The organism is Streptomyces sp. NPDC014734, assembly GCF_043083325.1.
GTDB lineage: Bacteria > Actinomycetota > Actinomycetes > Streptomycetales > Streptomycetaceae > Streptomyces.
This window is the reverse complement of the sequence record NZ_JBIBYN010000012.1, coordinates 81804-104385: the sequence shown is the minus strand read 5'-3', so window position 1 is coordinate 104385 and position 22582 is coordinate 81804. Positions and strand designations below refer to the sequence as shown.

Here is a 22582-nt window from a genome sequence, read left to right as displayed (position 1 = left end):
GCATGGGGTCGGCGGGTGTGTCGGTGGCGGGTGTGTCGGTGGCGGGTGTGGTCGGCGGGGCCGTGCTCCCGGGGTGCGCGGCCGGGCGGTCAGGCGGTCAGCAGGTGGTGGGCCGCCGCGACGACGGCGGCCACGATGCCCACGAGGGTGAGCACCGCGCCCAGACCGTAGGCGCGGTACGCGGCCCGGGCGCGGCGCGGGTAGTCGGCCGCCGCGGGGTCGCGGCGGGCGGCCAGGCGCAGGTAGGCGCCGGTCGAGGCGGCCAGTTCGGTGGCCCCGCACAGCTGGCTCGCGATCCGGTAGCCGTCGAGCGGCGGGAGCGGGACGAGCATGGCCAGGGCCTGCACGCTGCCCAGGAGCAGCAGCGCGCCGAGCGCGTCGTGCGTGGCGGTGTCCAGGGGGGCGAACAGCCAGAGCGCGCAGAACGGGAGCAGGAACAGCAGGTTCATCACCGCGCCGGCGAGCGCGGTCTGGATGCGTTGCCAACGGGAGCCAAGATAGAGGTAGTTGTCGACCGTGCAATACATGATGATCACGGGCAGCCGCCAGCGCAGGCCGATTTCGGCCACCGTGCCGCCGTGGTGCCGGGCGACCACCCCGTGGGCGAGTTCATGCAGCGCGGTACTGAACCAGAGCAGCGTGGCGGCCGCCAGCAGCAGCACCGGATTGGTGAACAACTCCTTTGCCATGTCGAGCAGTTCACCGATCCGAAGGACGATCAACGCTTCCATCGCCAGCACCAGCGCCAGCAGCGGCACCAGCCATCCGGGCGCCAGCAGGAAGCCGACCACCCGGTGCAGCCGGTCGGTGGTGGCGTCCGCGTCGGCGACCAGCCGGATGCTGCCGCGCAGCACCCCGCGCTCCGGCCGGGCGTCCTGCCCGGGGACGGCCCCGGCCCCGGCGGCCGGGCGGGCGGGGGCCCCGGCCAGCAGCCCGCGTGTGCCGAGCATCCGCAGGATCTGCTGCCAGCGGGCGGCGTCCAGCCTGCGCCCGTACTCCCGCGCGTACTCCTCGCCGATCTCCGCCAGGCTGCGGCTGCCGTCCATCCGGGCGATCAGGAAGTGTTCCTTGGGGCCGACCCGGAAGGAGCCGCCGCCGTCCGTGTCCTTGATCAGGTGCACCGTCGCGGCGCCGTGCAGCATCGCGTCGCTCAGCAGGACCTGGGGCCGCAGTTCCGGCCGGTACTCGGCGAGACCGTCGACGGCGCCCGGCCGGGCGGTGCTCATCCCGGCTCCCGCAGCGCCCGGCCCAGGACGTGCGACAGGTACGCCTCGTCGCGGATCGTCACATGCAGCCGGTTGTTGGTCATATGCATGTACGGGGAGAGGAGGAGCGGCAGCGAGGCCGCCGGATCGGTGACCCGTTCGTCGCGCTCACCGTCCCAGGACCGGAACACCAGATCGCCCTTGAGCGTCAGCTCGACCGCCCGTTCCCGCAGTTCGGCGCAGTGCTCGGCCCACCCGGCGAGGAACCCGGGCAGCCGCGCCGACCCGGCCCCGTCGGCCCCGGCCGGCCCCTCGACTCCGCCGGGTCCGTCGGCAACGGCGGCACGGACGCGGGCGAAGCGGGCGGCCAGGCCGGGCGCCATGGCCGCGTAGTTGCGGTCGTACTCGTCGCTGCCGATGAATCCGGTGCCGGGGAACGCCCGGTGCCAGAACTCGTAGTAGCTGTCGAGGTAGTCGGCGAGTTCCTCGCGGCCGGGCAGGAACGCGGCGGCCATCACCATCATCAGCTGAGCGGAGGTGCCGAGCAGCACGGTCCGCAGGTGGAGGTTCTTCGTCCGGAACGCGTCGATGACCAGGTCGCTGGAGTGCCGGAAGTGCCATTCGGCGAGCTCGATCCCGGCCGGGCCGCCGTACTTCCCGTACTCCGGCTCGTACGGCTCGGCGCTGCGCGAGTTGTTGGGGCGCAGCCGCATCCGGCCCTGGTCGTCGGTGTAGTGGCCGCGTTCGGCGCCGGGGAACTCGATGTCGAACAGGGTGTTGTAGAAGTCGTTGAGGAACCCGGAGTCCACCTCGTACAGGGCGGGCCGTTCGGTGAGGAACGCGTCAACGGCCGCTTCCGTCCGGCGCCGCACCTCGGCCTCGGCCTCCGGGGCGAAGGGCCTGATCCGCAGCCGGACGTGCGGCCCCTCCAGCCAGTAGTTGATGAAGAAGTAGCCGTCGATCAGGCCGTCCGCCTCCAGTTCCTCGATCAGCGGACGGACGCACTGGGTCAGCATGGGGCGGGGGTTGGCGGCGTAGAAGATGTGCGTGGCCTGCCAGGCCCCCGCCCGGCGGGTCCCGGTGGCGGCCGGCGTGGGTGGGGCTGTGCTCATGACGGGTTGCTCCTCTCGGCGGGGGCTGCGGTCTCCACCGCGATTTCGGCGACGTGGCGGCCCCGGCCGGAGACGGTGTGCAGACCGTCCTCGTCGGGCAGCATCTCCCGGAACACGACCCGTGCCCCGGACGTCTTGATCAGGGACTCGAACGCGGCGAGCGAGAGCGGGCTGTCGAAGTCGACGTACGCGGGCTTGGCGCCGGTCGCGCCGCGCGCCCCGCTGTCGGCGACGGTCGCGAAGACCCGGTCCGGCAGGCCGTGGGCGCGGCGGAACGCGTGCCAGCCCAGGAACCAGGCGTCGTCCGCGTCGGCCGGTGCGCGCAGCGGCAGTTCGGCGGCGGGTGCGCTCCAGCTCCGCCGGGCGAGCACCACACTGCCGTGCCGGACCCGGGGCCTGCTGGTGACCCCGGCGACCGGGACGCCCTCGGGGACGCCGCCCCACACGTTCAGCGGGGACATCGAGGTCGGTGAGAGCAGGAGCAGGGTGCGCGGCAGTTCGGGCAGGGCGAGCGGGACGAGGTAGCCGAGGTAGACCGGCACCACTTCCTTGCCGAGCCGGGTGGAGCGCAGCACGAGGCGGTCGGTGTCGCGGTCGTGGACGAGGTGGAGGTCGTCCAGGTGGATCCGGTTCGGCTCGGGCAGGGTGCCGCGCTCACCGGGGCAGACGATCTCGTAGTCGGTGAGCCTGCCGTGCAGGTTGAGGTTGCTGGTGACGGGTCCGCCGGTGACCTCGGCGAGGACGGCGCCGTCCGGCAGCAGGTCCGCGGTGGCGGCGAGGAGCTGTTCGTCGAGACCGTCGAAGAGGTGGGTGAACCTGCTGAACGGGAACGACACCCCGCCGTAGGAGCGGTTGAGCACGACGAGCGGGTCGCCGGGCCGGTCCGCGATCTGCACATGGTGCGCGAGCGGGGCGAACGTGCCGCGCAGGGGCGCGAGTTCGTCGGCGACCTCGTCCAGGAGGGCGGCGTCCACCCGGATCTCCGCGCCGTCGGGGCCCGACCGGCCGCCGGGGTCGGCCTCCCACTGCGCCCACAGGGCGCGCATCCGCTCCACGAAGGTCTGCCGGGCCGTGTCGAGGGCCTTGAGCTGCGGCAGCGACAGCCAGTTCTCCTCGGGGACGTAGTTGCCGTCCGCGTCGAACGTGGTGTGCTTCGCGGTGAACGACATGTACTGGTCGAAGAAGTCCTCGTGGAAGTCGTGGACCAGCTTCAGCAGGTCGTCGCAGCGCCCGCCCTGCCCGTACCGGGCGAGGAAGAACCCCTTGAACGTGACGCGCTGCGGCAGCGTCAGGTCGAAGGCGGGCAGGACGCGTTCCACCGCTCCGAGCGGCGCGGCGGCGAGCTGCTCCCAGGCGGGGGCGGACAGTTCGGTGTGCCGGCCCGCGGACACGTCCTCGTAGAGCAGGGTCTGCGGGACGCGCGCCCCGTCGACGCCGAGCTCCTCCTCCTGGAGGGTGCGCAGCGAGCTCCGCAACTCTCCCATGAGCGCGCGCCGTCCGGCCGGGTCGGCGTCGGCGAACCGTTCGACGTGGGAGGCGGGGGCGTCCAGCCGGTCGGCGAGCCGGTCCGCCCACGGGCGGCCGAGGTCGCGCAGCGAGTGCTGGAGGGCGCGCAGCGGGTCGGTGTCGTGGACCTCGGTGCGCAGGCACGGCACCTGCACCATGCCGACGTCGAGGAGTGCCTGGAGGTACTGGGCGCACTCCTCGACGTCCGCGTCCCGGTCCTTCGCCAGCCAGTCGGCGAGTTCCCCGTAACGGAGGGTTCCGCGCTCCTCGAACAGGCCGAGGAGGCGTTCCAGGGTGCCGCTGCGGCGCAGGAAGAACAGCCGGTCCTTCACGGCGTCGAAGGTGACGGCGGTGTCCTCGTCGCCCTGGGTGACCCAGCGGCGCACGTAACGGACCCGGTCGTCGTCGCGGCCCCAGCCGGAGGCGGGCGCGACCGGCAGATCGGCCCGGCGCACCGGGTCCGCGATCACGGCCTCGGCGAGCCGGCCGACGGCGGCGACGTTCAGCCGCAGCCGCCCCCGCCACGCGTCGTCGACCCGGGCCCGCAGCCCCGCGCCCCGCTCCGCGCCGTCCTCGCCCCCGTCCCCGCTCTCGCCGAAGGTGCCGAGGGCGACGCCGGTGAACGTGGAGAACGGACTTGTCTTGCACGCCGTGCGGTACAGGTACGAGAGCAGCGAGCGCTCGATCTTGCGCCGCTTCTTGTCCGGGGGTGTGGCGGCGTCGCCGCGCGCGTACGTGTCGAGTTGCGCGTCCAGGGCCGGGGAGGCGAGCAGCAGCGCCCTGCGCAGCCGTTCCTCGCCCGCGAGCAGGCGCAGGTGTCCGCGGGCGCGGGCGGTCTCCCCGGCGAGCAGGGCGGCGCCCGCCGCCCGTTGCTCCTCCAGGCGGCGCCGGGCGGCCAGCCAGGCGGCCAGCGCCTCGCCGGTCGTCCCGTCCAGCCCGCGCACCAGGGCGAGGGCGTGATCGGCAGCCCCGGCCCGGGGAAGCCGGTTGTTGAAGATGTCGCGGCGCAGGGCGAGCAGGGTGCGGCGCAGCGTCTCGTCGTCGCTGCCGCCGACGAGGTCGTGGAGCAGGTCGCCGAGCCGTTCGCCGTCGGCGCGCAGCCGCTCGGTGGCGTGCAGGACGTCGTCGGCCCAGCGACGGCTGTCCGGGCAGCGCAGTCCCCGCACGGTGTCGACCGGCAGCCCGGCGACCCGCAGCATGAAGCGGGGGCGGGTGACGGCCGCGGGCGCGGTCGCGGGTGCGGCCGTGCGGGCGGTGGCCGGGTGGTCCGGCGTCATGGCGGGGTCTCCCCTTCTCGTTCCGGTCGTGGTTCTCACGGGTGGCCGCGCTCAGGCGATCTCGTACCGGAAGTCGGCCGGGGCGGGCCGCTCGTTGCCGATCATCATGATCAGCAGCGGGGCCTCGCCGGTGCCGTCGAGGCCGAGTTCCTCGATGTACGAGATGTTGTCGAAGCCGAGCGCGACCCCGCAGCCGATGCCGACGGCGGACGCGGTGGTGTAGGCGGTCTGGGCGATCGCCCCGACGGCGGCGTTGACCAGGCGGTATCCCCGGTCCCCGACGGCGTCGAGGACGGCGTCGGTGCGGACGGTGGGCACCAGGACGGCGCCCGCCTGCTCCAGGTTGTAGTTCGACAGGAAGTAGTTCTTCTGCAGGAACGCGCCGGGCGCGCCCGCCTTCACCAGCCGCAGGCTGTGCGCGTCGGGGTCGTACTCGTACGCGCCGGGCTCGATCCCGTCGACGTGGCCGACGAACGCGTAGAGCTTCGCCAGCCGCTGACCGCCGGTGTCCCCGCCGATCCGCGAACCGGCCGCGGAGGCCGCCAGGCAGGATGCCAACTGCTCTGCGGTGAGCGGGCGTTGGGACTCGAAGCGGCCGAAGCTGCTGCGGCGGGTGCGCAGGGCGGTGCGCACGTCGATGTCGAGCGGCGGGCAGGGCGGGAGCGGCGTTTCGGGGCGGTCCGGGTCGGCGGGGTGCGCGGCGGCCGGGGCGAGCGCCCCGGCGGCGGGGCGGTCGGTGGCCCCGGCGGCGGTCACGGCCTGCATCCGCCGGAGCGCGTCGAAGGCGAGGACGGTGCGCGAGCGCTCCAGGTCGCGGTGGCGCACCGCCACGGCGGCCGGGGCCCGGTCCGGGGAGGGGGTGCGGGGGGCCGCCGCCCCGGTCCACCTCAGCGGGACGACGGCGAAGACGCCCTCGTCCGCCGTGTCCACCCCGAGCAGCCGCCCGAGCCGTTCCTCGTCGAACCAGAGCGCGGGCTCGACGGACAGCCCGCGCGCCCCGGCCCACATCCGCCAGGTCTGGACACACGCCCCGAGGTCCATGGAGACGGCGTGGAAGGAGAAATTGTTGTACTTGAAGGCGTTCTGCCAGTACTTGATGGACAGCACCAGGAACTGGTCGGTGTCCGGGCCCGGCGCCCCTTCCCCGAGCGCCGCCCGCACCTCGCCGGTCACGTCACCGGTGAGCAGCCGCCGCATCGCGTGGTGCCGGGTGGAGTAGTGGTGCACCCCCGGCGGCACCGGGCCGCTGGGCCCGGAGACCCAGTGCACGGCGACCGGGTAGAGGCCGCCGCCCGACGCGGAGCCCCGGGACCAGTTGGCGAGCGGGTAGAACGGCAGGGCGCTCAGGTCGGTGTTGGCCTGGACGCCGAGACGGCGGCCGGTCAGCCCGTAGGAGTCGCGGAGCATCCCGCCCAGCAGCGCGAGGTCGAACTCGCCCCCGCCGCCGGTGTCCTGGGCGAGGCCGCGGTCCAGATCCGCGTGGGCCGGGTAGTCGCAGTCGGGCAGCGGCAGGGTGTCGGTGCCGGGGTAGAACTTGGTCTTGCGCGGGCCGTCCGACCAGTTCGGCACGTAGTCGGCGGGGTCCATCGGGACCCGGCCGCGCTGAAGGATCGCGGCGGCGTATTCATGGGCGTACCCCATGGCGGGCTCCTCGGTCACGGGAAGGGGTGCGGGGCGGGGATGCGGGGCGGGGGTGCGGGCGGGTCGGCGGGCGTACGGGGTCCGGTCGGCGGTCAGGGGAAGGGGTGCGGGGCCGGGTTGAGGTCGGCGTCGGTGAGGTCGTGCTCGCGCAGCCCGGCCACGCGCAGGGCGGTGCGCAGCCGGTCCATGCCGAGGGCGCGCTGTCTGCTCCGGCCGAAGTCGATCGGCAGCAGCCCCGGCACCAGGACGCTGACGGTGGTCAGCCCCAGCTCGCGCTGTTCCGGCATGGTCTGGTCGACGGCGATCACGTCGAATCCGGCGGCGGTGACCGCGTCCACGCACCGGGTCAGGTCCTCGCGCAGATCGTCGGAGACGGGCAGCACCGAGCCGTCCCCGTACAACGTGTCGAAGGACCGCTTCGGCGGGCGGGGCGCGCCCGGTCCACCGAGCAGGAAGTCCGCGTGGTGGCCCATCTCCGGCAGGCCGTAGACGAGCGGGTGGTCGTGGAGCGCCTCGACCCGGTCGAAGTCGGCGGCCATGGCGCGCAGCCGCTCCAGGTCGCGTTCGGTGCGCCGGGGCAGGTTCACCGCGTCGGTGGCGATCTCGCACAGCGCCCCGGCCAGTGCCGCCTCCGGGTCGAGCCCGGCCCCGGCGCCGAAGCACATCAGGCCCGGCCCGCCGTCCCGGCGGACCGCCACCCCGGTGACGACGGGGATCGGGAAGGTGATCCGGGTGTCGAAGAAGCGGGCCTCGTAGCCGTACATCTCCAGCCGGTCGACCATGTGCCGGGTGGCCGGGCGGCGGCTGGTGGCCGGGTCGATCTCCGGCAGCCCGGCCCGCCCGTACCAGGCGAGCAGGAACGCGTCGCGCTCGACGACCTCCATCAGCCCGAAGTAGACGGCCTCCTCCAGGCAGCCGCCGGACGCGCAGCCGTTGGAGCTCTCCTGGACGAAGCGGTTCTCCAGGCCGGGCGCGTGGTAGTACGTGAGGACCTCGGGCACCAGGACCGTGCGCCGGTCGCGCAGGGACCAGCCCCGCACCCAGGGGACCGGACGGTCCGGGGCGAACGGGGTGACCCGGGGGTTGGCGCGGTGGAAGTCGTCCGAGTACAGCCCGCACACCCGCGGGTCGAGCGCGTGCTCGCCGCGGGCCCGCAGGGCGTCCAGGCTGTCCGTGGTCCCGGCCCGCTTGGCCCGGGACCGCATGCCCGCGTACCGCTCCAGCCCCTCCAGCACACCGATCCGCATGCTCTCGGCGAAGGTGTCGGCGTGCCCGCCCCAGAACGTCTCGCGCAGGTACTCCCCCGAGCGCATGGAGAAGCAGCCGATGGTCGCGGACGTGGAGGTGGAGGAGACGTCCTGGACGACGGACGGGCCGAGCGACCCGCACACCGGGTTGGCGTACGGCTCGACCGGCAGGTCGTACGCCCCGATGTCCCGGACCCGGAAGCCGCCCGGGCGGCGCTTGGGCGCGGGCCGCAGGGTGAGCGTCGCGGCCTCGACGGTGTCGGGCTCGGTCACCCCGCAGCGCGGGCACTCGGGGTCGGGGACGAGCGGGTAGTGCCGGACCGTCAGGGTCTCCAGGTCCACCAGGTGCACGACGGGCCGGGCCCCGGGGTCCGGCCCGTTCCCGGCGAGCCCGGCGGCGACGAGTCCGGCGAGGGCGTGCGCGGCGAACGGTGTGGGGTACGGCGACTCACCGGCGGCCCTGGTCCCCGAGCCGAGTTCCAGCGCCTCGCGCAGCGCGACCGAGCGGACCGCCTGCCAGCGCCGCTCCAGGCACCGGACGCAGGCCCGCCCGGTGCCGCCGGGCCCCCCGGACGGAAGGGCGCCGACGGGTGCGAAGGGGCCGACGACGGCGTGCCGGCCGTAGAACCGCACGGGCACGGCGGCCCCGGCGGTCTGGCCGGTACCGGTGCCGGAGCCGCGGTACGGACCGGGGCGGTCGATGCCGCCCACGTCCGCCGGTTCGTCCGCGAAGGCGTCACGCACCCCGAGGGGAGCCACGTCCAGTGGGGGCGGCGTGCCGTGCCGTGCCAGTGCCTCCCGGAGCGCCTCCGCGAGGACGTGCGCGGACCGGGTCAGCGCGGGGGTTTCCCGGACCGGGGTGTCAACGGGCATCGGGGCCGCCCTCTCCTTCCGCCGCGCCCGCCGCGCCGCCGTCGACGGTCAGCAGCACCCGGGCGGTGCTGATGCCGCCCGCGGCGAGGTCGGCCGGGGTGGTCGGCACGTACAGGGCGTCCCGGCCCGCCTCCCGGAGCCCGTCGAGGACCGCGTCGAACGTGGTCGTGGGCCCGTCCACGGCGACCGGCCCGTCCGTGACCGCGATGCTCGCCGCCGCCAGGTCACGGACCAGCGGGTCACCGGTGTCCACCGGCGCGGCCGGGTCCTCGGCGTCGAGCTGTGCCCGCCCGAGCAGGTCCCGCAGCGCCGCGCAGGCCGCCGCCCGGCGCGAGAGCCCCGCACCGACCGCCCACCGGCCCCGGGCGTTCCCGCCGTCGGCCTCCCGGGCCAGCACCACGTGGGCCGTGGTGCGCTCCGCCTCGCCCAGGTCCAGCAGTTCCACCGCGAGGTCCAGGTTGGCCGCGGACTTCAGCAGGAACACCAGCTCCGCGTCGTCGCCGTCGGCGGCGACCGGGCGGACCGGTGTGGTGGAGCCGACCGCCCGCAGCAGCGCGTCGTGCGCCAGTGCCGACATCAGGCCGGTGCCGGCCGCCTCCCGGGCGTCGGCCCCGGCGCCCGAACCCGCCGCCGTCGCGAGGTGGACGCGCTCCCGGTTGTGCGCGCCGAAGCTCCGCACCGCCGCGGCGGGCACCCGGACCGGTTCCTTGCCGGTCAGCGAGGTGGCGACCGTCCAGGTGTCCGGGAGCGCCCCGGTGCCGCCGCCGGTCGTCAGCGCGTCCGGGCCGAGCACCCGGGCCGCGGCCCGGTCCGTCGCCCCGTCCGTGACCGCCGCGGTGTCGAGGGGCACCAGGTGCTCGACGTACACGGTCGCCGCCGCGTACAGGGCCCGCATCCGCGCGCCCGCCAAGTGGTGCACGTCGAAGGCGGCGATCCGGCGCCGCGCCCCCGCCCCGAGCGCCACCTCGACCCGGCTGATCTTCAACGGGGTCTGGGTCAGCGCCTCGTCGTCCCAGCGCCGGAAGATCCCGGTGTGCGGGCGCACCAGCGCCGCGCTGTGCCGGTTCAGCTCGTCGACCATGGCCTCCGCGTCGCGGGCGGTCTCCACGGTCGCGGTGACCGGCAGCGCCAGGCCGTCGGGCAGGGCCGCCGCGGGCTCGCGGTCGTCCGGGCCGGCGCAGCGTGCGCAGCGGGGGTGCGGGCGGACCGGTTCGGACATCACGTCGAGCGAGGCGAGGTCCTGGATCAGGACCTGGCGGTCGGTCTCGGCGGGCAGCGCGCCGGTGGTGAGGCGGAAGATCTCGTATCCGAGGAGGTTGCCGGCCATCGCGGCGACCGGGCCGCGGAGGGCGTCCTCGTCCACCGGTGCCGCGCCCGCCGCCTGGCTCCACAGCTCGGCGGCCGTGCCCGCGTCCACGTTGCCCGCCAGTCGCAGCACGGCGCAGGACCAGCAGCCGGTGGAGGAGGCGGTGGCCAGCGGGCCCACCACCAGGCGTTCGCCGAACAGCCAGGCGGGGATCAGGGTCCGGCCCTCCGGCACCCCGGCGGCCAGCAGCCGGTGGGTGCGCGGCCCGGCCCCGGCGCCGGTCACCACGACGACGTCGTACCCGTCCAGCTCCTTCCAGCCGGCCCCCGCACCGGCGGTGATCCGGTCGGCGCGGGCGGTCGCCCGGCCCGCCTCGGCCGTGACGTCGCCGAACTCCGCGGTCGTGCCGATCCGCACGCACCCGTTGCGCAGCAGGCTCAGCGCGCACCAGCGGGCGATCTCGTCGTCGCCGAGCACGGCGACCCGGGTGGCGCGGAACCGGGCGAAGCGTTCGGCGGCGCCGTCGGTGTAGTGGTCGATGTAGGCGATCTGCGCGGCGAACCGTTCGGCGACCTCGTCCGGCACCGCCTCGGGCCCGGTGCCGGGCTCGGGCACGTCGCGGGCGAACTCCCGCTCGTACAGCGTCTTGACGAGTTCCGCGGCCATCGCCCGCTGAGCCGGTCCGAAGCCCGCGCAGAGGTCGGCGAGGCGGTGGTGGCCGGTGAGGTGCGGGACGACGAGCGAGGCGAAGCGGTAGGCGGTGCGGCCGGCCAGGTGGAACCCGCCGTCGGCGTTGTGGAAGAGCACCCCGCCGGGGGTCTCGGTGAACAGGACGTCGCGGCGGATGCGCGGCCGGGTCGCGGCCAGCGCGTCGAACGTCGCGGTCCCGGCGGCGCCCTTCGCGGCCCCGGGTGCGGGCGACGCGGCGGGCGCGGTGGTTCCGGAGGCGTTCGCGACGGGCTCGGGGGCGCGTGCGGCGGTCTCGGCGGTCTCGGCCATGGGGAGTCACACCTTCTCTGTGCGGCGGATGCGTTCCTGGTCGGTTCTTCGTGCGTGGGCGCGGAGCAGTTCATGGATCCGGTACGGGCCGGGCGGGCCGTCCTCCAGCAGCCCGGCGTCGGCCAGCCGTTCCAGGGCCGCTTCGGTGACGGACGGGAGGTCGTCGGCGGTGAAGGTGCCCCCGGTGTCGGCGGCGGCCCGGAGGAAGACCGCGGAGAGCCGCGGGTCGAGCCGGTTCAGCGCACCGTCGAGCACGGCGGTCACGGACAGGCTCGGGGAGTCGGTGAGGGTGAGCCGGGGCAGCGGGTCGTCGCCGAGCCAGTCGACGGCGTCGCCGAGCCGCAGCGCGGGACGGGTCAGCAGCCGGGCCGTCAGGATGCGCAGGGCGAGCGGGAGGTGGCCGCACAGCTCGGTCAGCCGACGGGCCGCGTCCGGTTCCGCGCCGACGCGTTCGGGGCCGAGCACGGAGACCAGCAGCGCGTACGACTCGGCCCCGGTGAACACGGAGAGCCGGTGCACCCAGCCGCCGTGCGTGGCGACGAGCCCGGCGAGGCCCATCCGGCTGGTGACGATCACCGCCCCCTGCGCCTGGGCGACGGCGGGCAGTACCGGGCGCACCTGGTCGGCGTCCACGACGTCGTCGAGGACGAGCAGGACGCGCCCGCCGTCCCCGCCGGGGCGCAGGGCCGCCGACGCCTCCGCCGCGATGTCGGTGGCGGTCCGGGCCTCGCCGTCCTGCCGGGTGGCCCGGATGAGCGGCCTGCCGCCCGGGAACGCCTGCCGCACCAGATGGGCGACGTGGTGGGCGAGGGCCGACTTGCCGATGCCGGGCGCCCCCGACACCAGGATGGTGGGCGGGTGCCGGTCGGCGTCGTCGACGGACGCGGTGAGCCGGGCCGTCATGGCGGCGGTCTCGGCGTCGCGCCCGGTGAAGTTCGGGACCGAGGGGGCCGCGGGCGGCGCGGCCGTACCGGTCGGGACCCCGGCGGCCCGTGCCCCGGCGGCAACGGCCGTCACCGCGGCCGGGGGCGGCACCGCAGCCGCCGCCGGAACCATGACCGTGCCCGGCCCCCGGACGGGGGCCCGGACCGTCGCCGGGCGCAGGACCGGGGCCCCGGTGGTCGCCACCGCCCCCGTGCCGGTGCGTGCGGGCTCCCCGGCGGGGGCCGTCGGTGGCGGGACCGGGTCCGTGGCCGTGACCACCGGTCCTTCGAGCACCCGTGCGTCGCCGAGGGCGGTCCCCGCGACGGCACGGGACGGCAGGGCCGTCCGGCCGTCCCCCGGTCCCAGGTCCTCGCCGCGCAGGATCGCGAGCTCCAACTGCTGGAGGGCGGGCGAGGGGTCGACCCCCAGCTCGTCCAGCAGGAACCCCTTCACCCTCCGGTACTCGGCGAGGGCCTGGGTCTGCCGCCCCGTCCGGTAGAGCGCCTCGATCAGCTGCTCGTGGAGCCGCTCATGGCCCGGGTATACGCGCGTAGCGGTCCATAGTTCGACGAGCGCCTCGCCGTGCCGTCCGAGCCCCAGCAGCAGATCACAGACCCGTTCCACGCTGCGCAGCCGTTCCTCGGCGAGGCGCGGCACCTCGTCCCGGTGCAGCACGTCGGAGCGCACGTTGGCGAGCAGGGAGCCCTGCCACAGCGACAGCGCGTCCTTGAGCTCGCAGAGTTCCGACTCCGGGTCGTGGGACAGGACCACCGCGCGGCGCACCTGGTCCCGGAAGCCGAGCAGATCGAGGGTGCGCGGCTCGGCGGTGATCCGGTAGCCGCCGGGGACCGCCTCGATCGACGTCTCGGTCACCCCCTGCTTGGTGAAGAGCCTGCGCAGCCGCAGCACACAGGTCTGGAGCGCGGCCTTGGCGGTGGCCGGCTGTTCCTCTCCCCACACGGCCCGCTGGAGGTAGTCGGCGGACACCACGGAGTTGGCGTGCAGGAGGAGTGCCGCGAGCAGGATCGTCGGCTTCGACGGCTGGAGCACGACGGCCTCCGGGCCGTCGGTCAGGGTCAGCGGGCCGAGCAGCTGAAACCGCATCACCGCGGTCTAGTCCCAGCCGTTGACCAGCTTGCACACCGGCACCGACGCCGGTGCGGGCAGGGAAAGTTGGCCGAGAACCGCCTCCGGGCCGGTACAGACCCGGTCGGCGGCGTGCCCGGGGAGCTGCCCGGCCGCCGCGGTCTCCGGGGAAGCGGCCTGCGCCGCGGAGGCGGTGCCGGCGCCGAGCGCGAACGCGGCGAGGGCGAGGCCGGTGACGGCGGCGGTACGGGCGACGGCGGCCGGCCGCCGTGAAAGCGAAGAACTGAACACCTTTGTCCCCTTCGGCTGTTGCGTCCTGCCGGGGGGCTCCCGGCAGAACGACGATGCCAGCGAGAAGGGCACGGGAGCAGGGAGGCTCGTGTCAGCTTGCTGCACGGCCCGCGGCAGCTTCGTGCAACCGGGCGCGCCCGGTCCCGGAACGTCCGGTACGGACGCACGGGCACGGGCACGGGCACGCCATCGGCCCCGGGGGGTTGGAGGAACACCCCGGGGCCGGTCAGTCATCGTAGGGCGTGTTGCGAAAGTCCCGTCTGCCCGGGGGCGCCCGGTACGCACTAACGAGCCGGAGAGCGACAGGGGTGGAGCAGTGAGCGGCGTCATGCGGCTTCGGACTCCGGGGCGGAGGAGGGAGTGGGGGGGCGAATGGGGCCTCCCCCGTTCCCGCAGGCCCTCGGGCCGCCGCCGCGCGGCCCTCGCGTCACTCCGAGGCGATCGCGTTCAGGACGTTCATCCTGCCCGCCCGGAACGCCGGCACCAGGGCGGCGAACAGGCCGACGAAGGCCGAGGCGACGAACACCGTGAGGATCGTCGGCCACGGGATCTCCAGGACGCCGAGGCCCTCCAGGGCCAGCAGCTTCTGGGCCGCGGTGCCCCAGCCCATGCCCAGCCCGAGGCCGAGCAGGGCCCCGAAGACCGCGATGACCACGGACTCCAGCCGGATCATCCGGCGCAACTGGCGACGGGAGAGCCCGATGGCGCGCATCAGGCCGATCTCGCGGGTCCGCTCGACCACGGACAGGGCCAGGGTGTTCACCACTCCGAGCACGGCGACGACGATCGCGAGCGCGAGCAGCCCGTAGACGATGTTCAGCAGTTGGCCGATCTGGTCCTTCATCATCTCCTTGAAGTCGGCCTGGTTGCGGACCTCGTACTGCGGGTACGGGGCGAGGGCGCTCTTGAGGGCGGCGTAGACCTCCTTCTCCTTGCCGTCCTCCGCCTTCGCGAACATCAGCATGGTGTCCGGCAGGGCGTCGGCGGGGAGGTACCGCTCGGCGGTCGCGATGTTCGTGTACATCGCGCCCTTGTCGATGTTCACGTCGTCCGCGGTGATCGCGGCGACCTTCAGTTCCGCGGTCCGGCCGCCCTTGAACGCGACGGTGATCCGGTCGCCCACCTTGACGTGGTGCTCGGTCGCGTACGTCTCGCCGACGGACATGGCGTCCTTGCCGTACGCGTCGGCGAGCTTCCCGGAGACCGTCTCTCGGCGGACGTCGTCCCGGTAGGTGGGGTCGACGGCGGCCAGGATCTTGTCCCCGGTGCGGCCGTCGGGGGTGGTGAGCGCGGCGCCGACGGCCCGGTAGGAGGTGATGTGCTCGATGCCCGGTACGGACCGCACGGCCCCGGCTGCCTGGCCCACGATCAGCGAGCCGCCTCCGGTGGGCTGGACGATGAAGTCGGCGCCGACCGACTTGTCGAGCTCCTCGGTGGCCGAGGCGACCATGGAGGAGCCGACGACCGAGAGGCAGGCCACCAGGGCGAGGCCGATCATCAGGGCGGCGCCGGTCGCCCCGGTGCGGCGCGGGTTGCGCAGGGCGTTGCGTTCGGCGAGCCGTCCGACGGGGCCGAAGACCCGCAGCAGGACCACGCCGAGCACCCGGACCACGAGGCCGGCCAGCAGCGGCCCGATCACGATGAAGCCGATCAGGGTGAGCAGCACCCCGACCCCCAGGAAGAGCGATCCCCGGCCCGATTCCTCGGCACGCGCCGCGGCGTACAGCGCGGCGCCGCCGCCGAGGGTGAGGAGCAGGCCGATCGCGCCCCGGACCCGTCCGGAGCGGGCGTCGGAGGGGGTCCCGGCGTCGCGCAGGGCGGCCATCGGGGAGATCTTCCCGGCGCGGCGGGCCGGGACGTACGCGGCGACGACGGTGACGACGATGCCGAGGGCGAGGCCGACCACCGGGGTCGTCCAGGTCACGGTGAGGTCCCCGGTGGACAGCTCCATGCCCACGGCGCCCATGAGTTTCATCAGGCCGACGGCGAGGCCGATCCCGGCGGCGACGCCGAGGGCGGAGCCGACGACGCCGAGGAACAGCGCCTCGATCAGCACGGACCGGTTGACCTGCTTGCGGCTCGACCCGATGGCCCGCATCAGTCCGATCTCGCGGGTGCGCTGGGCGACCAGCATCGAGAAGGTGTTGACGATCAGGAAGATGCCGACGAGGAGGGCGATCCCGGCGAAGCCGAGCATCGCGTACTTCATGACGTCGAGGAACGAGCCCATCGAGTCCTTGTTCTCGTCCGCGGTCTCCTGCTGGGTCCGGACCTGGTACGTGGCCGGGTCGCCGAGCGCGGTGGCGACGTCCTTCTTCAACGCGGTGTGGGTGACACCGGATTCGGCGGTGACGGAGATCAGGCTGAAGACGTCGGCCCGGCCGAGCAGCTTCCGCTGGGCCGTGTCGGTGTCGAAGTAGACGACGGCCGCACCCGGGTTGGTGACCTTGAAGGCGGCGATACCGCTGATCCGGGCCTTGATGTCGCCGTGCGGGGTGATGGTGCGCAGTGTGTCGCCGAGCTTCAGGTGGTGCTTGTCGGCGGTGTCGGCGTCGACCATCACCTCGGTCGGGCCGCGCGGCGCGCGGCCGGAGGCGATCTCCATCGAACGCAGGTCGTTGCGCGTCCAGTTGCCCGCGATGGTCGGGGCGCCGGTGGTCGAGCCCATGTTCGTGTCGTGGGCGTCGACGACGGTGACGGACATGCTGGTGACCGCGCCCTCGGCGGACCGCACGCCGGTGATCCCGGCGACCTTCTCGACGGTGGCGGCGGGCAGCGTGGCGGGCCTGCCGCCCCCGGGGGAGGACGGTTCGTCGTCGGTCCGGGGGCCGACGGTGACGTCGGCGGCCGTCGCGGCGAAGAGCTTGTCGAACGTGGTGTTCATGGTGTCGGTGAAGACGAGCGTGCCGCACACGAACGCCACCGACAGCAGGACCGCGACGGCGGACAGCGCCATGCGCCCCTTGTGCGCGAGGAAATTGCGTCTCGATGTCTTCCAGACGGTCATGACGTCCGCCCGCGTGCGTCGAAGTTCTTCATCCGGTCGAGGACCTGCTCGGCCGTCGGCCGGCGCATCTCGTCGACGATGCGCCCGTCGGCGAGGTACAGCACCCGGTCCGCGTGGGAGGCGGCGACGGGGTCGTGGGTGACCATCACGATGGTCTGGCCGAGTTCGTCCACCGACCTGCGCAGGAAGCCCAGCACCTCGGCGCCTGCCCGCGAGTCCAGGTTCCCGGTGGGTTCGTCACCGAAGATGATCTCGGGACGGGCGGCGAGCGCCCTGGCCACCGCGACGCGTTGCTGCTGCCCGCCGGAGAGCTGGGTCGGCCGGTGCTTCAGCCGCCCGGCGAGGCCGACCGTCTCCACGACCTGCTGGAGCCAGGCCGCGTCCGGCCTGCGGCCCGCGATGTCCATCGGCAGCGTGATGTTCTCCAGTGCGTCGAGCGTGGGCAACAGGTTGAACGCCTGGAAGATGAAGCCGATCCGGTCGCGGCGGAGCTGGGTGAGCTTCTTGTCCTTGAGCCCGGTGATCTCCGTCTCGTCCAGGAAGATCTGACCGGAGGTCACGGTGTCCAGACCGGCCAGACAGTGCATCAGGGTCGACTTGCCGGAGCCGGACGGACCCATGATGGCCGTGAACTGCCCGCGGTCGATGTCGACGTCGACGTGGTCGAGGGCGACGACCCGGGTCTCCCCCTCGCCGTACGCCTTGACGACCTGCCGCGCCCGAGCGGCGACGGCCGTCCGCTTTCCGGTACCCCCGTGCCGGGGAATGGTCACAGCCGTTGTCACGGTTCGTCTCCTGTTGTCGGTAGGTACTCGGACGCGGCGGCACGCGCACCGCGAGCTCGTGGTACGCGTGCGGGGCCGTGCCGGTCCGAAGAGTTCGGCGCACCGGTCCGCGGCCGGTCCCCCGGGCGGGGTCGCCCCCGCCCGCCCCCCGGGGCCGGCCGCGTGCGGCGGATGTCCGCCGCTTCTCCGCGTGCATGTTCCACGCTAGAAAACGCCCCCGGTCATCACGTCCTCCGCCGGGACGAACCGCACCCGGGCAGAACTGGGGAGCGCCCCCTAGGGGGTCCGGCCCCCGAACCGGGCGGCTTCTCAGGGGTGGCGCCGACGGGCACGCGCCACCGCCGCCCCGCCCTGCCCGCCCCGTCCCGCCGTCCCGCCGCCCCGCCCCGCCCCGCCCCGGCAGCCGCACTCCCCGTGTCGCCTCGCGACACCGGCGTACCGGATGTTCACCGCGATCACGCCCGGAAGACTCCGTCCCCGCGCAATCTCGTGCAACTGAGCCAATCCGCTGGGCAGTTCACGCCAGGTACTCCCCAACCGAAGTACCCGCGAGTAATGTTCACGCTTCCGACCGCACTTCCCCCGCACTCCTGCTTGCCGTCCAGCCAGGATCCGAGCCACGCAAGGAGCAGCACCCCGATGTCGCACGGAAACCCCCCGCCACCGTCCCCGTACGCCTCCTGGCCCGGACAGCAGCACCAGCCGCCCCAGCCGCCGCACGAGTCGCCCCACCGGCCCCGGCCGCAGTCCCCGCCGCCGCAACACGCCGACTACCTGCTGCCCTGGCAACGCTCCCGGCCCGCGACGTTCCCGGACCCGCCGCACGATCACGGCGCCCCCCGCGCAGCCCCGGCCGCCGCCGCCGTCCGCCACGGCGACCTGCGTCGGCTGCGCACCTCCTACCGGCAGCTCAGGCGCGTCGCCGTCCTTACCGCGCTCGGCTGGTTCGTCGTCTTCCTGCTGCTCTCCGGCTTCGCCGGGGACCAACTGGAACGCCCCCTGTTCGGCGGCCTCAACCTCGGCCTGGCACTCGCGTTCTGCCAGCTCCCCGTGACCCTGCTCGCCGTCGTCCGGTACGAACGGACCGCCCGCCGCACGGTCGACCCGCTCGCCGCCCGGATCCGGAAAGAGGCAGCGGACCAGTGAACGGATTCGACGACTCCGCCCGGTCGATGTCCCTGGTGGCCTTCCTGGCCGTGGGCACCCTCGCCCTGCTGCTCTGCGTGATGACCGGCCCCGACCGCGACGACCTCGACGAGTTCTACTCCGGCTCCCGCACCCTGTCGCCGCGCCGCAACGGTCTCGCCCTCGCCGGCGACTACCTCTCCGCCGCCACGGTCCTCGGCACCACCGGCATCATCGCCCTCACCGGCTACGACGGGATGATCCTCGCCCTGAGCATCACCCTGTCACTGGTCCTGCTGATGTTCCTGCTCGCCGAACCCCTGCGCAACACCGGCGGGTTCACCATGGGCGACCTCCTCGTGCGCCGCGCCCCCGGACGGGCCGTCCGCGTCGCCGCCTGCGCCACCACCCTCGCCGCCCTCATCCCCATGATGGTCGTCCAGCTCGCCAGCAGCGGCGACCTGCTCGCCTTCATCCTGGGGTTCGACACCTCCGGATTCCGCTCCGGCGCCATCATCGGCCTCGGCGTCCTGATGATCGCCTACGCGGCGATCGGCGGCATGCGGGGCACCGCGCTGATCCAGATCGTGAAGACCGTCGTCCTGCTCGTCGCCGCGTTCACCATCGCCGTACTGATCATGAAACGGTTCGACTGGAGCACCGACTCCCTGATCGCGGCAGCCCGGCAGAACAGCGGCGAGGGAGCCGCGTATCTGCGCTCCGGGCTCCAGTTCCAGGGCAGCGGACTCGACATGGTGAGCTCCGAACTCACCGTGGTCCTCGGCGCCGCCTGCCTGCCCCACGTCACCATGCGCCTGACGAGTGTCCGCTCCTCCCCCGCCGTCCGCCGCTCACTGTCCTGGGCGATCGGCGTGGTGGCCGGAATCTGCCTGCTGCTCGTCGTGATCGGCTTCGGGGCCGCGGCACTCGTCGGCCACGACGGCATCACCGCCGCCGGAGCGTCCGGGAACAGCGCCGTCCTCCAGGTGACCGGTGCCGTCGCGAGCGGCGGCCGGGCGGGCGCCCTCGTCGTCACGACGATGACGACAGCGATCTTCCTGACCCTGCTCGCGTCCGTGGCCGGAATGATCCTTGCCTGCGCGAACTCCCTCGCCCACGACCTCTTCGCCCACGGCCTGCGCGGAATGCGCCGCCCCGGCGGGAAACCGCTGCCGGGCCGCTCCGAGATGCGCATGGCACAGGCCTCCGCGATCGTCGTCGGGCTGCTCGCCACCACCCTCGCCGTCGTGGCCCGGCACTGGAACGTACAGGCCCTGGCCACCCTCTCGTTCTGCGTCGGCGCGTCCGCCCTGGCCCCCGCCCTCGTCTACAGCATGTTCTGGCGGCGCTTCACCCGCACCGGCCTGCTGTGCACCCTGATCGTCGGCACCACCACCGTCATGGTGCTGATCACCGGCACCAACCTGGTCTCCGGCTCGCCCTCCTCGGTCTTCCCGAACCACGACTTCAACTGGTTCCCGTACACCACGACCGGGCTCGTCTCCATCCCCGCCGGATTCCTCGCCGGCTGGCTCGGCACCGTGCTGCCCCGGCACACCGCCCCCACCGCACGCAGGCTGTACCAGGGAGAGGAGCGACGCATCCTGACCGGCGCGTCACCGACGCCGCGCGACTGAACACCGCCGCGCACGACCGGTCCCGGCGGGCCCGCCCCGGCTCCCCGCCGGGACCGACGGGCCCTCAGTCCCCCGCCGGGTCCGGGCTCACCCGTCCGGTCAGCGCAGCGAGCGAGTTGCGCACGTGCGCCATGTGCGCGTGCACCTCCTCGCGCGCCTCCTCGTGCTCCCGCAGAAGCCGCTCCGTCTCCCGGACCACCCGCTCCTCGCGCAGCCGGCCCTCCGCGATCAGCTCCGCCGCCCGCGCCTCGGTGTCCTCCCGGCGGTGCCGCGCCTCCTCCTCCGCCCGGGCCAGCTCCCGCCGCGCCTCGGCCAGCCGGTCCTCCGCCCGGCCGGTCAGCTCCTCATGGTGCGCCACCTGCACCGCGTCGGCCTCGGCGAGTTCGCCCTCGGCCGCCTTCCACCGCTCCGTGTGCTCCTGCTCCTGGTGGGCGAGAACGCTCGCGGTACGACGGTGCGTCTCCTCCGTCATCGACCGGGACTCCGCTTCCAGCCCGTCCGCCTCCGCACGCGCCTCGGCGACGGTCTGCGCCGCCGACTCCCGGGCCCGGGACAACGTCTCGTCGGCGTACTTCCCGGCCGCTTCCCGCAGCGCCTCGGCGTCCGCCCGCGCCGACTCCCGCAGCACCCGGCCCGCCTCGTCCACCGCGTCCCACAGCGCCTGCGCCTCCTCCCGGACGGCCCCCCGCAAGGACTCGGCCTCCCCCTCCGCGAGCGCCAGAATCCGCTGGGCCCGTTCGCCGAGCGACGCGTAGTCCTGCGGAGCGAGCCCCGCGACGACCTCGCCCAGCCGCACCGCCTCGGCCGCCAGCTCCTCCACCCGCGCGGTCAGCCCGGCCAGCCGCTCCCGCGCCCCGTCCCGCTCCGCCTCCAGTCCGGCCAGAGCACGATCCACCTGCTCCGGACGGTAACCACGCCCCCGCATGCCGACGAATCCAAGCCCGGACACCGGTGCAGAACTCATCCCTGAAGCCCTCTTTCCGACTCGTCGACCATCAGCAATAGGTCAAGGATGCGGCAATTCGCACAGAAGTCGGAATCGATCAGTTGCTTTCAAGACGGAAGCGACCGGCATCACAGACCACACACGGTGCGGCACCCGCCCCCTCCCCGGGGGCCGGGAGCCGCACCCGCAAAACCACCGTCCCGATCGAATCCGACGGCACGGTCCCGAATCAGATCAGCCCGTCCCACATCTGCTCGACGAGAACCGACCACCAGCTCTCCGGCGACGCCAGGGCCGCCGCGTCCAGCGCCGCGAGCTGAGCCTGGAAATCGACGGTCCAGCGGCCCGCCTGCTCCGGATTCAGACCGAACCGCAGCCGCCACATCCGGCCCAGCAACGCCATCGAACGCTGAAACTCCGGCAGCCCCGTGTTCACGAACTGCGGCGCCACCGACTGCCCGCCCGGACCGGCCTCGACCGGCACCGCGACAATGTTGGCCGTGCCGTACTGGACACAGATCGCCCGCCCGAAGTCGGTCCCCATCACGAGATACGACCCCGCGTCGGGCGCGGCCTGCACCTGCCGCTGCGCGGCGAGCTCACCCAGCGTCGGCACCACCGGCTGCCCGGGCTGCGCCCAGAAGAACGGCCCGAAGTCGGCGGGCAGCCCCGCCCACACCAGCGTCCGCGCCACCGGCTCCGGCACACCCTGCCGGGACACCGCACGCTGATCGAAGCGCAGGACGCCCTGCGGCCCGAAGCTCTGCAGCAGCTCCTGGGCGATGGCCTCCGGCGGCACCGCCGGAGCGGGCGGCACCTGCGGCAGCGGCGCCCGCACCGGGGCCGGACGCGACGGGCCGTCCGCCACCTGGTGCAGCTCGCCCTGGTGCGTCAGCAGGTGCTGCATGCCCTGCTGCCGACTGGCGTGATCGGTGCCGTACGGGGCGACGCTGGTGATCCGCACCTGCGGCCACGTCTCACGGATCATCCGCGCGCAGTAGCCACCGGGCAGCTCGCACGACTCCAGCTCGGTGTGCAGCTCGATGACCTGCTGCGGCGGCACGTTCATCGCCTGCAGCTCGTACAGCATCTGCCACTCCGGGTGCGGGGTGCCCGGCGCCGAACGGCGGATCAGCTGCTGCTCGCTGCCGTCGGGCGCGCGGTAGCGCAGCACGGCCTGGTAGCCGGGTCCGACGGTCGGCTGCCCGGTCTGCTGCGGATACCCGTACGCCGGAGGAGGCGGGGTGTGCCCGGGGGGAGGCGTGTGCCCGGGAGGAGGCACGGAGCCCGGCCCCCCCTGCGGCATCCCGGGCGGGCCGGGCGGCTGCGGAGCTCCCTGGCCGCCCATGCTCGGGTCCGCGAGCATCGTCGCCGCATGATGCACCCCACCACCCGGCGGAGGCGTCGCACCCGGCGGCGGAGGCGGCACCGGCACACCGGGCGGCGGAGTCGCCCCACCCGGCACACCCGGCGCACCCGGCGCACCCGGCGGACCGGGAGGACCGGGAGGCCGCAGCGCACCCTGGCCGCCCATGCTCGGGTCCGCGAGCATCGTCGCCGCATGATGCACCCCACCACCCGGCGGAGGCGTCGCACCCGGCGGCGGAGGCGGCAC

General features: G+C 74.1%; 14 protein-coding genes. 2 read left to right on the top strand and 12 right to left on the bottom strand.

Going from position 1 to position 22582, the window contains the following annotated elements:
• Positions 1–89: 89 nt before the first annotated feature.
• The 10 genes from ACF1CT_RS20475 to ACF1CT_RS20430 all read right to left on the bottom strand — a co-directional run bounded on the left by ACF1CT_RS20475 (position 90) and on the right by ACF1CT_RS20430 (position 17259).
• Positions 90–1226, bottom strand: a complete 1137-nt coding sequence (locus ACF1CT_RS20475; RefSeq protein WP_391785305.1) for a M50 family metallopeptidase — start codon at positions 1224–1226, stop codon at positions 90–92.
• The gene (locus ACF1CT_RS20470) at positions 1223–2317 is read right to left on the bottom strand and encodes a lantibiotic dehydratase C-terminal domain-containing protein (protein WP_391785304.1); all 1095 of its coding nucleotides are present in this window, start codon (positions 2315–2317) and stop codon (positions 1223–1225) included. Before ACF1CT_RS20470 ends, ACF1CT_RS20475 begins: the two co-directional genes overlap by 4 nt.
• Positions 2314–5100 carry a lantibiotic dehydratase gene (locus tag ACF1CT_RS20465; RefSeq protein ID WP_391785303.1) on the bottom strand — a complete coding sequence of 929 codons (2787 nt, stop codon included), beginning with the start codon at positions 5098–5100 and terminating at the stop codon, positions 2314–2316. The genes ACF1CT_RS20470 and ACF1CT_RS20465 overlap by 4 nt, the downstream gene beginning before the upstream one ends.
• 51 nt (positions 5101–5151) lie before the next feature.
• Complete coding sequence (locus tag ACF1CT_RS20460) at positions 5152–6741, bottom strand: nitroreductase family protein (RefSeq protein WP_391785302.1); 1590 nt, start codon at positions 6739–6741, stop codon at positions 5152–5154.
• 92 nt (positions 6742–6833) lie between these two features.
• Positions 6834–8861: a TOMM precursor leader peptide-binding protein gene (locus tag ACF1CT_RS20455; protein ID WP_391785301.1), complete on the bottom strand. Its 2028-nt coding sequence runs from the start codon at positions 8859–8861 to the stop codon at positions 6834–6836.
• Positions 8851–11166, bottom strand: coding sequence for a TOMM precursor leader peptide-binding protein (locus tag ACF1CT_RS20450; protein ID WP_391785300.1), 2316 nt, complete (start codon positions 11164–11166; stop codon positions 8851–8853). The genes ACF1CT_RS20455 and ACF1CT_RS20450 overlap by 11 nt, the downstream gene beginning before the upstream one ends.
• Before the next feature lie 6 nt (positions 11167–11172).
• A complete protein-coding gene (locus ACF1CT_RS20445) occupies positions 11173–13194 on the bottom strand; it encodes a BTAD domain-containing putative transcriptional regulator (RefSeq protein WP_391785299.1) in 2022 nt (673 codons plus the stop codon).
• A 9-nt stretch (positions 13195–13203) separates the two neighbouring features.
• Positions 13204–13467, bottom strand: coding sequence for a hypothetical protein (locus ACF1CT_RS20440; protein ID WP_391785298.1), 264 nt, complete (start codon positions 13465–13467; stop codon positions 13204–13206).
• Between the two features lie 427 nt (positions 13468–13894).
• Positions 13895–16474 (bottom strand): ABC transporter permease, encoded by a 2580-nt coding sequence (locus ACF1CT_RS20435; protein ID WP_391785297.1) that lies wholly within the window; start codon positions 16472–16474, stop codon positions 13895–13897.
• Positions 16471–17259: an ABC transporter ATP-binding protein gene (locus ACF1CT_RS20430; RefSeq protein WP_391785296.1), complete on the bottom strand. Its 789-nt coding sequence runs from the start codon at positions 17257–17259 to the stop codon at positions 16471–16473. The genes ACF1CT_RS20435 and ACF1CT_RS20430 overlap by 4 nt, the downstream gene beginning before the upstream one ends.
• Positions 17260–17898: 639 nt before the next feature.
• On the opposite strand from ACF1CT_RS20430, the gene ACF1CT_RS20425 reads away from it, so the two are divergent.
• Together ACF1CT_RS20425 and ACF1CT_RS20420 are read left to right on the top strand one after the other, a co-directional pair.
• Complete coding sequence (locus tag ACF1CT_RS20425; protein ID WP_391785295.1) at positions 17899–18405, top strand: DUF485 domain-containing protein; 507 nt, start codon at positions 17899–17901, stop codon at positions 18403–18405.
• The gene (locus tag ACF1CT_RS20420; RefSeq protein WP_391785294.1) at positions 18402–20021 is read left to right on the top strand and encodes a cation acetate symporter; all 1620 of its coding nucleotides are present in this window, start codon (positions 18402–18404) and stop codon (positions 20019–20021) included. Before ACF1CT_RS20425 ends, ACF1CT_RS20420 begins: the two co-directional genes overlap by 4 nt.
• Before the next feature lie 64 nt (positions 20022–20085).
• On the opposite strand, the gene ACF1CT_RS20415 is transcribed toward ACF1CT_RS20420, so the two are convergent.
• Complete coding sequence (locus ACF1CT_RS20415) at positions 20086–20916, bottom strand: cellulose-binding protein (protein WP_391785293.1); 831 nt, start codon at positions 20914–20916, stop codon at positions 20086–20088.
• Between the two features lie 280 nt (positions 20917–21196).
• On the bottom strand, positions 21197–22582 hold a 1386-nt coding region (locus tag ACF1CT_RS20410; RefSeq protein ID WP_391785292.1), incomplete at its 5' end, for an SUKH-4 family immunity protein.